Below are 12,954 nucleotides of genomic sequence, written 5' to 3'. Positions count from 1 at the left end.
GAGAAAGACGATGACGGCACAAGCTCACCCAAGTCGAAGTCGTATCCGTGGCGAACGCCTGGAGGCCCGCATCACGGCCGATCAGAAGAGCCTTATTGAACATGCAGCCGCCTTGCAGGGTCGGACGGTGACGGATTTTGTGCTGACCAGTGTCCATGAAGCAGCCCGCCGGGCCATCGAGGAGCATCAGCGCCTCGACCTTTCCGTCCGCGATAGTCGCGCCTTCGTGGATGCTTTGATCAATCCGCAACCCGTGAATGATCGTCTGCGCGAGACGGTGCGCCGATACCGTCAAGCCACTGGTACCTGAAGGTGAGCAGTTCGGCCGAGGGTATTCTTCTGGTCGAAGTGCTTGGTGTGCAGCACGACAGGGCATCTTTCGAGAGCGGCGTAGAGGCGCTCGATCGATATCTTAGGGTTCAGGCCGGGCAGGACGCGCGCAAGAACGTAGCGGCACCCTTCATTCTTGTTTTGCCGGACGGAACTGTGGCCGGATATTACACGCTGTCCGCTGCCGCCGTGGCCGTCGGCGATTGGCCTGCCCAAACCGTTCGCAAGCTTCCCCGCTATCCACTCATTCCGGCCACGTTGCTGGGACGCCTCACTGTCGATCGGCGGTATAGGGGGCAGGGCTACGGCCGCTATCTCCTGGCTGACGCTCTGTCCCGTTGCGTCAAGAGCGAGATTGCTTCGTTCGCCGTTGTGGTCGATGCCAAGGATGAAAACGCGCGCGGTTTCTACCAACGCGAGAGTTTCCTGCCATTTCCGGATCAACCGATGAGGCTCTTCCGGCCGATGACCGACATCGCAAAGCTGTTCGAATGAGGAAGTGACTGTGACGGAAAGCACAAGCTCCAAAGAGAAGGAGCGGCTCACACGGGAAGCATTGGCCGATGTAGATGCCGGCCGCCGTATGGTGGATCATGAAGCCATTCTTGCCTGGGCTGAAAGCCTCGGCACAGACTGCCCGATCTCGGCGCCTTCCCCAAAGAGGGGATAGGCCTGACGCGCCTCCAGCAATCTTCCGCTTGCGATCAATCCGGCTTCGGCCTAAGTCACCGGCAACCCCCCGGAGACTTTTATGGCTGGTACATCCCAACACGGCAAAGCCTTCATTCGTCCGAAGGCGAAGGCGCATCTGCTCATTGTCGAAGCGCGCTTCCACGACGACCTTGCCGACGCGCTGCTCGACGGCGCCACAAGCGCGCTCGATGAAGCAGGCGCGACCTACGACGTCGTCACTGTTCCAGGTTCCCTCGAAATTCCCGCAGTGATCACCTTCGCGCTGGACGGCGCGGCCGAAGGCGGCACCAACTACGACGGCTTCGTCGCGCTCGGCACCGTCGTTCGCGGCGACACCTATCATTTCGACATCGTCGCCAATGAATCCAGCCGCGCGCTGATGGACCTGTCCGTGCAGGACTCGGTCTGCATCGGCAACGGCATCCTGACCACCGAGAACGACGCGCAGGCATGGACGCGGGCCAAGCGCTCGGAAGGCGACAAGGGCGGCTTTGCCGCGCGTGCGGCGCTGACCATGATTGCGCTCAAGGAACAATTGGGAGCGCGATCGTGAGCGAGCCCGCTTCGCCCGGACAGCCCCCGGTGCGCCACGCCAACAAGCGCGGCGCCGCCCGTCTGGCCGCCGTGCAGGCGCTTTATCAGATGGATGTCGCCGGCAGCGGCGTCTTCGAGATCACCGCCGAATATGAGGCGTTTCGCCTCGGCAAGGAAGTCGACGGCGCGCTCTACCGCGAGGCGGATGCCCAATGGTTCCGCGCCATCCTGACCGGCGTCGTCGAGAACCAGAAGACCATCGACCCGGTCATCCGCCAGGCTCTGACCGATGATTGGCCGCTGTCTCGGCTCGATTCGACGCTGCGCGCCATCATGCGCGCCGGCGTCTATGAGCTGATGAAACGCGAAGACGTGCCGGTGGCCGTCATCGTCTCTGAATATGTCGACATCGCCAAGGCCTTCTACGAAGAAGACGAACCGAAGCTGGTCAATGCCGTGCTCGACCGCGTGTCACGCCGGGTGCGCGGCGAGGGGCGCGGCAAGGACGCATCGTGACGGCCATCGCCGTCGAGGCGGGCAGGGATGGGCGGCGCACCGCTTTGATCCTCGCCGCCTCGCAGGCGATCATCGGCTCAGCGGCACCCATCGCCATCTCGATGGGCGCGCTGGCTGGGCAATACCTGCTGGGCGCCGACAAATCGCTGGCGACGGCGCCGATCACCGGCTTCAATATCGGCGTGGCGCTTGGCGCGCTGCCGGCCGCGGCCATCATCCGCAGACTAGGCCAGCGCAACGGCTTCATGACTGGAACCGTGGTCACCGCGCTTGGCGGCCTGGTCGCCACACTAGCGCTTTTCCACAGCAGTTTCTGGCTGTTTGCCTTCGCGCTGCTGGTGATCGGCATCGGTGGTGCCTTCGTCCAGCAGTTCCGCTTCGCCGCCGCCGACAATGCGCCGCCGGAGTTCAAGGCGCGCGCCATCTCCTTCGTGCTGGCCGGCGGCATAATCACCGCCATCCTTGGGCCGCAGATCGTCATCTTCACCCGTGAACTGTTCGCGCCGGTAATGTTTGCCGGCTCGTTCGCTTCCATCCTGCCGCTGGCCGCGGTTGGCGCCCTTATCCTGTCGTTTCTGCGCCTGCCGGCGAGGGCCGAGAGCAAGTTCGACATCGCCGAGGGCGATGCCAGACCGCTGTCCGAAATCGTCACCAAGCCGCGCTTCGTCGCCGCGTTGTGTTGTGCCGTCGGCAGCTATGCGCTGATGAGCTTCGTCATGACCGGCGCACCGCTGGCCATGGTCGGCTGCGGCCTGTCGGAGGACGATGCGACGCTGGGCATCTCCTGGCACGTCATGGCGATGTTCGCGCCGAGCTTCTTCACCGGCTCGCTGATCCATCGCTTCGGCGCCGAGCGCATTGTCGCCACCGGCCTGATCCTGCTCATCGGCTGCGCCATTGTCGCTTTGTCGGGTCTGGCGCTTTGGCAATTCTGGACGTCGCTGATCCTGCTCGGCCTTGGTTGGAATTTTGGCTTCATCGGCGCCACCGCCATGGTGGCGGCCAGCTACCGGCCCTCGGAAAAGGGCAAGGTGCAGGGTTTTCACGACTTCGTCCTGTTCGGCTCCGTCGCCTGCGCGTCTCTGCTGTCGGGCATGGTCTACAACGCCTGGGGCTGGCAGATGCTGAACTGGATGATCTTTCCGGTCGCCGTTCTGTGCTTCGTCGCACTCGTCGCGCTCAAGATGACCGCTCTGCGCAAGGCGAGCAACTGATCCTCGAACTGCTGTCGACTTGACATGATGCTGTCAGGATTGCTTCGGTTGAATTTGCAGATCTGAAACAAAATTATTGCGTCTGTACCTATTGTTATGAAACCGTATGCCCCGACTGGCCGTTGAAGCCATGCTCATATGCGGCCACCGCATTCCGGTTCACAGCAAGAGGTTTTCAAGAATGTTTTCAGTCAAGGTTTTCGCCGGCGCGGCATTGGCGCTGGCCATCACGGCGGCTTCCGCCAGTGCTCAGGTGGTTGTCTCCTCGAAGATCGATACCGAGGGTGGCGTGCTCGGCAACATCATCCAGCTCGTTCTCAACGCCAACAACATCAAGACCACTGACCGCATCCAGCTCGGTGGCACGCCGGTGGTGCGCAAGGCGATCACCGCCGGTGAGATCGACATCTATCCCGAATACACCGGCAACGCCGCCTTCTTCTTCGAGAAGGCCGATGACCCCGTGTGGAAGGATGCCGCCAAGGCCTATGAGACGGCCAAGAAGCTCGACTATGACGCCAACAAGATCGTCTGGCTGTCGCCGGCGCCGGCCAACAACACCTGGGCGATCGCGCTGCGCAAGGAAGTGACTGACGCCAACAAGCTCGCCACGCTTTCCGATTTCGGCAAATATGTCGCCGGCGGCGGCCAGGTGGTGCTGGCGGCCTCGGCCGAGTTCGTCAATTCGGCGGCGGCACTGCCGGCCTTCCAGACCACCTATGGCTTCAAGCTGAAGCCCGAGCAGCTGATCACGCTCTCCGGTGGCGACACGGCGGCGACCATCGCCGCTGCGGCCAACCAGACCAGCGGTGCCAACGCCGCCATGGTCTATGGCACCGACGGCGGCATTGCGCCGTCCGGCCTGGTCGTGCTCGAGGACGACAAGGGCGTGCAGCCGGTCTACCAGCCGACGCCGATCATCCGCGAATCCGTGCTCAAGGAACATCCTGAGATCGAGACGCTGCTGAAGCCGGTCTTCGCCAAGCTCGACCTCGTCACGTTGCAGGAACTGAACGGCCGCGTGCAGGTCGGCGGCGAGCCGGTCAAGGGCGTCGCCGAGGACTTTTTGAAGAAGAGCGGCTTTCTGAAGTAGGACGATTCCGGGCCCTGCTCGCGTGGCGCGCCGGAACGACCGACGGGGGGAGCGCGTGAATATCCGCTTCGACAAGCTCGGCGTGGTCATCGCGGTGATCGCGGCCTATGCGGCGTTCCTCGCCCCCTTTGCCACGTTTCGTGCCAACCGCATCGTTCCGGGGCAAGCGCGCTCGATTGTCGAAGCGCTGCCGGCAACCACAGGATGGTTGCTGCTCGCCATCATCGTCGCCGCAGCGCTCATAGCACTGTTCAGGACATCGCTGGTGCTGCGCCTCGCCGCCGGCGTCGTCGCGCTTGCAGCGCTGGCGCTGCTCATCGGCGTCGCCGGCACATTCTTGACGCCGGCCGGCAACACCTTCGCCAGGGTGTCGCCAGCCTCCGGTTTCTGGATCCTCATTTTTGCCTTTACGCTTTTGCTGGCCGATGTGCTGACAAGGCTGAACCTATCGCCCTTGGCGCGGGTTGGCGTGCTTGTCGTCGCTGCTTTGGCGATTGGCCTGCTTTTGATGTCGGGAAGCTGGGACAATCTGTCGATCCTGAAAGAGTATTTCAACCGCGCCGACAGTTTCTGGGCCGAAGGCTCCAAGCATGTGACGCTGGCGCTCGGTTCGCTGGCTGCCGCGGTCATCGTCGGCCTGCCGCTCGGCATCCTGTGCCACCGCGTCGAGAGGCTGCGCGCCGGCATGCTCAACGTACTCAACATCATCCAGACCATTCCCTCGATCGCGCTGTTCGGCCTGCTGATCGCGCCGCTCGGCTGGGTCGCCATCCACGTGCCGGGGGCTGCGGCACTGGGAATTCGAGGCATTGGTACCGCACCTGCCTTCGTCGCCCTGTTCCTCTATTCGCTGCTGCCGGTTGTGGCCAACACCGTGGTCGGCCTTGCCGGCGTGCCGCGTGCCGCCAATGACGCAGCGCGCGGCATGGGCATGACCGACCGTCAGCGCCTGTTCGGTGTCGAGTTTCCGCTGGCCTTCCCGGTGATCCTCACTGGCATCCGCATTGTGCTGGTGCAGAATATCGGTCTCGCCACCATCGCTGCCCTGATCGGTGGCGGCGGCTTCGGCGTGTTCGTGTTCCAGGGCGTCGGCCAGACGGCGATGGATCTGGTGCTGCTCGGCGCCGTGCCGACGGTCGCGCTCGCCTTCGCCGCCGCCATCATCCTCGACGCGGTGATCGAAATGACTGCCACAAAGCGCAGGGTTGAAACGGCATGATCGAGATCGAAGGCATTACCAAGGTTTATGACGCGACAACGGTGGTCGACGACGTATCGATGGTCATCGAGCCGCGCACGGTATGCGTCATTGTCGGCACATCCGGTTCGGGCAAGACGACGCTGCTGCGCATGATCAACCGGCTGGTCGAGCCGACATCAGGTATCATCAAGCTCGACGGTGCCGACAATCGTTCCGTGCCCGGTTATGAATTGCGCCGCAGCATCGGCTACGCCATCCAGGGCCATGGTCTGTTTCCGCATCGCACCGTGGCGCAGAACATCGCCACCGTGCCGGTGCTGCTCGGCTGGGACAAGGACCGCATCAAGGCGCGCGTCGATGAGCTGATGACGCTCTATCAGCTCGACCCCCAGGCTTACGGGCCGCGCTACCCGCACGAATTGTCCGGCGGCCAGCAGCAGCGCGTCGGCGTTGCCCGCGCGCTCGCCGCCGAGCCCAACGTGCTGTTGATGGACGAGCCGTTCGGCGCGCTCGACCCGATCATCCGCACCAAGGCGCAGGAAGACCTGCTGGCGATCCAGAAGCGCTTCGGCACCACCATCATCCTCGTCACCCATGACATGGAAGAGGCCGTGCATATGGGCGACAAGATCGCGGTGATGGATGCCGGCAAGCTCGTGCAAAACGCCAGACCCGCCGAGATCCTGGCGAACCCGGCCAGCAGCTTCGTCGAGACCCTGGTCGGCGCCAGCGAAAGACCATTCCGGCTGTTGTCGCTCGGGCAGGTGCGTGACGCGGTGGAGAATGGAACCGCTGAGGGCGAAGCGATCCCCGGCGATGCCAGCCAGCGCGACGCGTTGGCCGAACTGTTGTGGTCAGGCCGGCCGGCACTGCCGGTAAAAGGCGCCGACGGCGAACCGCTCGGCCGGGTCACGGTCGACGCGCTGGTCAAGCGCGCGGCGAGGCCGGCATGAAAGCCTGGCTGCCGGCGCTGCTGCGGCTTGCCCTTGCCGTGCTGCTCGTCGCCTTCCTCACCAACCCCGGCTGGTTCGAGCCGTTGCTGAAGCCGTTGACAGAAAACAATGCGCCGGTGATCTACAATCAGGGCAGCCTGCTGACCTTGACGCTGTTGCATCTGGGCACAGTGCTGATCGCCACTGTGGCTGCAACCATCGTTGCCGTCGCGCTTGCCATCCTGGTCACGAGGCCCGCTGGTGCGGAATTCTTGCCGCTGTCGCGTAGCCTGGTCAACATTGGCCAGACCTTTCCGCCCGTGGCGGTGCTGGCGCTCGCCGTGCCGGCTGTTGGCTTCGGCGAGAAACCAACGCTGATCGCGCTGTTTCTTTATGGCCTGCTGCCGATCTTCGAGAATACGCTGACCGGGCTGACGACGCTGCCGGCCAATGTGATGGAGGCTGCGCGCGGCGCCGGCATGACCGGCTGGCAAAGGCTTACCAAGGTAGAGTTGCCGCTCAGCGCACCGATCATCCTGGGCGGTATCCGGTTGTCGGTGGTGATCAGCCTGGCCACGGCCACCATCGGCTCGACGGTGGCCGCCAAGACGCTGGGCGAGGTGATCATCGCCGGCCTCTTGTCCAACAATCTCGCCTTCATCCTGCAGGGCGGCCTGATCGTGGCGGCCCTTGCCGTGCTGATCTATGACGGGCTGTCGGCGGTCGAGCGCTATGCGGCGCGGCGCATGGGACGCGAGGCGCAGTAGTGCTTGGGGAATCTGGCAGTCTAGTTGGTATGATCCCCTGCGTCATTTCAATCGATCTAAATCAAGGGCTATGCCGGCAGAGTCGCCGCGGCTTTTGTCTTTTGGGCGAAAGCCGGGCAAAAACCGAACAATATCTTGACGTTCCGAGCCCTGTTTCGCATACACCGATGCGAAGAGGTGGATTCCGTGCGCGGATTCCGGTCTTTGTCTCAACGGCCCAGGGAGGGGTTCTTTTGGGCCAGCAATCGAGGAAAATTCGGCAATGACCATACTTTACGCCGTCATCGCCTGCGGCTTGCTTTCTGTCCTTTACGCCATCTGGGCGACACGTTCGGTTCTCGCGGCCGATCAGGGCAATGCACGCATGCAGGAAATCTCCGCCGCTATCCGTGAAGGCGCGCAGGCTTATCTGGCGCGCCAGTACACCACCATCGCCATCGTCGGTGTGGTCGTTCTCGTGCTCGCCTGGTGGCTGCTTTCCATTACCGCCGCCATCGGCTTCCTGATCGGCGCCGTCCTGTCGGGCGCTGCCGGCTTCATCGGCATGCATGTTTCGGTGCGTGCCAATGTGCGCACCGCGCAGGCGGCCTCCAACAGCCTCGCCGCCGGTCTCGACATCGCCTTCAAGTCGGGCGCCATCACCGGCATGCTGGTTGCCGGCCTGGCACTGCTCGGCGTCTCGATCTACTTCCTCATCCTGACCGGCCCGATGGGCCTGCAGCCCAATGATCGCATCGTCATCGACTCGCTGGTCTCGCTCGGCTTCGGCGCCTCGCTGATCTCGATCTTTGCCCGTCTCGGCGGCGGCATCTTCACCAAGGGTGCCGACGTTGGCGGCGATCTGGTCGGCAAGGTCGAAGCCGGTATCCCGGAAGACGATCCGCGCAACCCGGCCACCATCGCCGACAATGTCGGCGACAATGTCGGCGACTGCGCCGGCATGGCCGCCGACCTGTTCGAAACCTATGCCGTGACGGTCGTCGCCACCATGGTACTCGGCGCCATCTTCTTCGGCGGTACCGCCGTTCTGCAGACTGCGATGCTCTATCCGCTCGCCATCTGCGGCGCCTGCATCCTGACCTCGATCGTCGGCACCTTCTTCGTCAAGCTCGGCTCGAACGGCTCGATCATGGGCGCGCTTTACAAAGGCCTGATCGTGACCGGCCTGCTGTCGATCGTCGGCCTTGCTGTCGCCACCTCCGCTACGGTCGGATGGGGTGAGGTTGGCACCGTTGCCGGCATGATCATCACCGGCAAGAACCTGTTCATCTGCGGCCTGGTCGGCCTCATTGTGACAGGGCTCATCGTGGTGATCACCGAGTACTATACCGGCACCGGCAAGCGTCCGGTGAACTCGATTGCCCAGGCTTCGGTGACCGGCCACGGCACCAACGTCATCCAGGGCCTCGCGGTCTCGCTGGAATCGACGGCGCTGCCGGCCATCGTCATCGTTGGGGGCATCATCTCGACCTACCAGCTCGCAGGTCTGTTCGGCACGGCGATCGCGGTGACGACGATGCTCGGCCTTGCCGGGATGATCGTTGCGCTCGACGCCTTCGGCCCGGTCACCGACAATGCCGGCGGCATTGCCGAAATGGCCGGCCTGCCCAAGGAAGTGCGCCACTCCACCGACGCACTCGACGCGGTCGGCAACACCACCAAGGCCGTGACCAAGGGCTATGCTATCGGCTCGGCCGGTCTCGGCGCGTTGGTGCTGTTCGCGGCCTACTCGAACGACCTGAAGTTCTTTGCCGCCAATGGCGACAAATATCCTTACTTCCAGGGCATGGGCGAGATCTCCTTCGATCTCTCCAACCCCTACGTCGTCGCCGGCCTGATCTTCGGCGGCCTGATCCCGTATCTGTTCGGCGGCATCGCCATGACGGCCGTCGGCCGCGCGGCGGGCGCCATCGTTGAGGAGGTGCGCAAGCAGTTCCGCGAGGATCCGGGCATCATGGCCGGTACCTCCAAGCCGAACTATGCGCGTGCGGTCGACCTTTTGACCAAGGCGGCGATCCGGGAAATGATCATCCCGTCGCTGCTGCCGGTACTGGCGCCGCTCGTCGTCTATTTCGGCGTGCTGTTGATCTCGGGGTCGAAGGCGTCAGCCTTCGCCGCCCTCGGCGCCTCGTTGCTCGGCGTCATCGTCAACGGCCTGTTCGTCGCCATCTCGATGACCTCGGGCGGCGGCGCCTGGGACAACGCGAAAAAGTCGTTCGAGGACGGTTTCGTCGACAAGGATGGCGTCAAGCACCTGAAGGGCTCCGAGGCGCACAAGGCTTCGGTGACCGGCGATACGGTCGGCGATCCCTACAAGGACACCGCCGGTCCGGCGGTCAACCCGGCGATCAAGATCACCAACATCGTGGCGCTCCTGCTGCTGGCCGTGCTCGCGCACGGCTGAGCCTGTCCGGCCTTAAAGCTGCACGTAAGATCAACCCGCGGGAGCAAATCCCGCGGTTTTTGCAGAAGTCACTCTTGCGGAACTTCAGTCCCTAGCAAATTAGGCTCCGGCAGCTGCAGTGCCGTCTGTTCGGTACCGAACATTTCTAAGACAAACCGATTATAGGTTCGCACGCAATTCTTGGCGCCATTGATCAAGGCCAGGGAGGTTGGGTCGCGGGGGGTGCAGGATGACGTCCCAATATCTAGCAGCTTAGCCTTGCGGCTCTCATCAAGCAGCGTGGGTTTCACGCTACCCTTGGGGAGAGCCGTCCGCAGATAGCTAACGACGCCCGTTATATCGATGGGGACATTGCCGATGGCTGCGTGGATGATGTCGATGCGGCTCGCCAGATCGAACTTGGCGGCTTCCGCAAACCGGTCTGTGGTCACTCCGCTGAGCGCGCGCATGAAATCCGTTTGCTCGAAGCGGGCCCCGACAGCGCCGCCTCCAAACGGCAATTGCCCGGATTCCCACCGCGCGATCTCGGGCCCTATCTCGCCGCCCGACACCCGGTAGGCGACAGCGATATTGTCGCCTTTCGGTCCGAAAAAGCGCTCGACGTCGCGCGCGTTCGCTCTACCGTCCCGTGTTAGAGTTGCCTCGCCGAGTAAGAAGTCTTCGCTGTCCGGCACAATACATACGTCGAAAATCCCCCTTTGCTGGATCCAGTAGCCGCTCAGTTGCAAATTCTTGGTTCGGCATTCGGGACCTTGCCCAAGCCTGAAAGCCTTCTTAACCCACAATCCCGGATCGGTCGGTGGCGCGCGTTCACCCCAAGGCGGAGTTACCTTCGGCCGCTGGCCGATAAATGCCACTCTGCCGACGAACCCATCGACAAGCAGTTGAGGGCAATTGGTCCTGTAACAATCCATGCCGAGATAGGCCATGGTCTCGATCTTGCCGATCGGGTGTTCGATCGTCCGTTTGAGGTAGGCTTCGTCCATTTGTGCCGCTGAAATAAGCATCAGGCCGTACCGGGCCGTAAAGAAAATCGCGATTGTCAGCGGATAGAATGCGACCGCGCCAAAAATCTGCGCACTGCCGCGCCGCCTCACTCCAAAGTAGGTCGTAGCCACAACAATCGGCAGGACGATGAAGACGGAAGCGGCGACTATCGGACCTAGGAAGATCACAAAAGTCCACGCGCCGGCTTCGCCGCCGACAGCGCCAAGCGGAATCGCCAGAACTGCAATCAAAATGCAAACGATGGTCAGGCTCTTGACGTAGCCCTTCACGAATTCGGCGAAGCTGCCCTTCGTCATATGTAGCTCTATCCATTGCGCGCGCCTTGTGAACGCGGCCGCGCTGCTCCTGCCGAGCGAGCACTACCGCAGGTTGTTTAAGCGTTGCTTATGGTCGGCCGCAAATTTGAAAACAAAAACCCGCAGGATCGCTCCCGCGGGTCTTTGGTCGCCTGAGATATTGCCGCTTTCCCCGTGGGGAAGCAGGGTCTGATGATCAGGGAGTGCCGCCGCCGGGGATGCCGGGCGCCAGCTTGCTGGCGCCGTTTATGATCTGGCTGAGGAAGTTCTGGTCCTTGCCGCCAGTCGGCGTGGTGCGCGAGATGAAGTCGAAAATCTTACCGTCCTTCAAGCCGTAATTGGCGATCTGGGTGACGCGGCCATCGGCGCCGAAATAGACCGCGAGCACCTTCTGGTCGACGAGCCTGGGCTTGGCGAAGGCGACATAGCGCTTGCGCGTTTGCGAAATGTAATAAAACGCCTCGTTGTCGAAAGTCGCCGTGGTCGACGGCGTGCCAAGAGCCAGAAGCACCTGCTCGCGGCTGGAGCCGACGGGCACCGAATCGACGGCTTGCTGGTCGTAGACATATCCTTGAGTGAGCGTCTCGCTCGGGCTGAGATCGCCGAACATCTTGTTGCTATGACATGCCGAGAGCGCCGATACGATAAGCAGCAGCGAGATCGCGCCGGCGGGCCTGGATGAGAAGGTCGACTTGAAATTCAGCGCGCGCAACAACAATTCTCCATTATATCGCCGCAACTTGCGCTGGGCCGCAAAACCGGTAAACCAGCTTGCTTGCCGATGCAACAAGGCCAATTCAACAAACGGTCCCCGGAGACCATCCCCATGTTCCAGCGCCTTTTTGGTCGCGAACGCCACGCCAACCGCGCCATCACGGACGCGCTTTACGCACAAATCGTGGCGGCGGCGCGGCAGAGTGTATTTTATTCCCACTGGAACGTGCCGGACACGCCGCTCGGCCGTTTCGAGATGGTTTCGCTGCATATGTTCCTGTTCCAGCATCGCTTACGTGGCGAGGGCGGTGTGGCGCAGGAGATCGCCCAGGTGCTGATCGACGAGTTCTTCCTCGACGTCGACCATTCGCTGCGGGAGCTGGGTATTGGTGACGTCGGCGTGCCCAAGCGTATGAAGAAACTGGCGAAGATGTTTTATGGTCGCACCGCCGCCTATGATGATGCGCTTGAAAGAAACGATCGCGACGGGCTGACCGCGGCTCTGGCCCGCAATGTCCGGCCCGATTCCGGCACCTGGCCGCAGGCGCCGCAATTGGCCGACTATGTCTCCGATGCCTGCCGGCAGTTGGCAGCGCAGCCGTCCGAATCAATCGTTTCCGGCAAGGCGGCGTTTCCGCTCGCCAAGGTGGGTGCTTGATGAAACATGCTGATCCGCAGAGCCCGGTTGGCTTTTTCGCGAATGTCGCCCGTCTGCCGCAGAAGGGTCTGCCCGTGGTGATCGAGGCCGACGCCGCCCAGCGCGCGGCGCTCGCCGAGGAACACGGGTTGATATCGGTCGAAGCCTACCGCGCGGAACTCCTTGTGGCCTCCTGGAAACGCAATGGCGTGAAGGTCAGCGGCCGTGTCGAGGCCGATATCACGCAGGCCTGCATCGTCACGCTCGATCCCGTCGCCGCGCATATCGATGAGCCATTCGAGGCGCTGCTGCTGCCCGAGGAGTCCAAGCTTGGACGGCAGGGATGCGACGGCGGCGGCGAGATACTGCTCGACGCGGATGGCCCTGACAGTCCCGAAACATTCTCCGGTGACATCATCGATGTCGGGGCGCTTGCCGAACAGTTCTTCGGACTGGCGATCGACCCCTATCCGCGCAAGTCGGGCGCGTCGCTCGATGCCGGCGGCGAGACCGAAGCGGCGGAGAATGAATTTCAGCAAAAACTGCGATCCTTGCTGGGAAAATCCTGAAAACCTCGCCCGCGATGGAAAAGTCGGTTGTGTGAAAAGCCAAAAC

At 62.7% G+C, this 12,954-nt stretch carries 14 protein-coding genes; 12 read left to right on the top strand and 2 right to left on the bottom strand.

What is annotated here, in order from left to right:
- Nucleotides 1-10 precede the first annotated feature (10 nt).
- From HGP13_RS24170 to HGP13_RS24125, 10 genes are all read left to right on the top strand, one after another.
- Nucleotides 11-310, top strand: coding sequence for a DUF1778 domain-containing protein (locus tag HGP13_RS24170; protein ID WP_172229652.1), 300 nt, complete (start codon nucleotides 11-13; stop codon nucleotides 308-310).
- A 2-nt stretch (nucleotides 311-312) separates the two neighbouring features.
- Nucleotides 313-825 carry a GNAT family N-acetyltransferase gene (locus HGP13_RS24165; RefSeq protein ID WP_172229650.1) on the top strand — a complete coding sequence of 171 codons (513 nt, stop codon included), beginning with the start codon at nucleotides 313-315 and terminating at the stop codon, nucleotides 823-825.
- 256 nt (nucleotides 826-1,081) lie between these two features.
- Complete coding sequence (gene ribH / locus HGP13_RS24160; RefSeq protein ID WP_172229648.1) at nucleotides 1,082-1,576, top strand: 6,7-dimethyl-8-ribityllumazine synthase; 495 nt, start codon at nucleotides 1,082-1,084, stop codon at nucleotides 1,574-1,576.
- Nucleotides 1,573-2,073, top strand: a complete 501-nt coding sequence (gene nusB / locus HGP13_RS24155; protein WP_172229646.1) for a transcription antitermination factor NusB — start codon at nucleotides 1,573-1,575, stop codon at nucleotides 2,071-2,073. The genes ribH and nusB overlap by 4 nt, the downstream gene beginning before the upstream one ends.
- On the top strand, nucleotides 2,070-3,287 hold the full coding sequence (locus tag HGP13_RS24150; RefSeq protein WP_172229644.1) for an MFS transporter: 1,218 nt from the start codon (nucleotides 2,070-2,072) through the stop codon (nucleotides 3,285-3,287). Before nusB ends, HGP13_RS24150 begins: the two co-directional genes overlap by 4 nt.
- A gap of 181 nt (nucleotides 3,288-3,468) precedes the next feature.
- Nucleotides 3,469-4,380 (top strand): ABC transporter substrate-binding protein, encoded by a 912-nt coding sequence (locus tag HGP13_RS24145; RefSeq protein ID WP_172229642.1) that lies wholly within the window; start codon nucleotides 3,469-3,471, stop codon nucleotides 4,378-4,380.
- A gap of 55 nt (nucleotides 4,381-4,435) precedes the next feature.
- Nucleotides 4,436-5,599 carry an ABC transporter permease gene (locus tag HGP13_RS24140; protein ID WP_172229639.1) on the top strand — a complete coding sequence of 388 codons (1,164 nt, stop codon included), beginning with the start codon at nucleotides 4,436-4,438 and terminating at the stop codon, nucleotides 5,597-5,599.
- A complete protein-coding gene (locus HGP13_RS24135; protein ID WP_172229636.1) occupies nucleotides 5,596-6,534 on the top strand; it encodes an ABC transporter ATP-binding protein in 939 nt (312 codons plus the stop codon). The genes HGP13_RS24140 and HGP13_RS24135 overlap by 4 nt, the downstream gene beginning before the upstream one ends.
- Nucleotides 6,531-7,280: an ABC transporter permease gene (locus HGP13_RS24130; RefSeq protein ID WP_172229633.1), complete on the top strand. Its 750-nt coding sequence runs from the start codon at nucleotides 6,531-6,533 to the stop codon at nucleotides 7,278-7,280. Before HGP13_RS24135 ends, HGP13_RS24130 begins: the two co-directional genes overlap by 4 nt.
- A gap of 262 nt (nucleotides 7,281-7,542) precedes the next feature.
- Complete coding sequence (locus HGP13_RS24125) at nucleotides 7,543-9,684, top strand: sodium-translocating pyrophosphatase (protein ID WP_172229630.1); 2,142 nt, start codon at nucleotides 7,543-7,545, stop codon at nucleotides 9,682-9,684.
- A gap of 68 nt (nucleotides 9,685-9,752) precedes the next feature.
- Here the strand turns inward: HGP13_RS24125 and HGP13_RS24120 are convergent, their stop codons facing one another.
- A complete protein-coding gene (locus HGP13_RS24120) occupies nucleotides 9,753-10,988 on the bottom strand; it encodes a hypothetical protein (RefSeq protein ID WP_172229627.1) in 1,236 nt (411 codons plus the stop codon).
- 196 nt (nucleotides 10,989-11,184) lie between these two features.
- The gene (locus tag HGP13_RS24115; protein WP_172229624.1) at nucleotides 11,185-11,700 is read right to left on the bottom strand and encodes an outer membrane protein assembly factor BamE; all 516 of its coding nucleotides are present in this window, start codon (nucleotides 11,698-11,700) and stop codon (nucleotides 11,185-11,187) included.
- A 114-nt stretch (nucleotides 11,701-11,814) separates the two neighbouring features.
- Between HGP13_RS24115 and HGP13_RS24110 the strand changes: the two genes are divergently transcribed.
- On the top strand, nucleotides 11,815-12,360 hold the full coding sequence (locus HGP13_RS24110; protein WP_172229621.1) for a ubiquinol-cytochrome C chaperone family protein: 546 nt from the start codon (nucleotides 11,815-11,817) through the stop codon (nucleotides 12,358-12,360).
- Nucleotides 12,360-12,908, top strand: a complete 549-nt coding sequence (locus tag HGP13_RS24105; protein ID WP_172229618.1) for a DUF177 domain-containing protein — start codon at nucleotides 12,360-12,362, stop codon at nucleotides 12,906-12,908. The genes HGP13_RS24110 and HGP13_RS24105 overlap by 1 nt, the downstream gene beginning before the upstream one ends.
- Nucleotides 12,909-12,954: the final 46 nt, after the last annotated feature.

It is taken from the genome of Mesorhizobium sp. NZP2077 (assembly GCF_013170805.1).
Lineage (GTDB): Bacteria > Pseudomonadota > Alphaproteobacteria > Rhizobiales > Rhizobiaceae > Mesorhizobium.
Note: the sequence above shows the minus strand (reverse complement) of the source record. Positions and strands in the feature narration are given on the sequence as shown.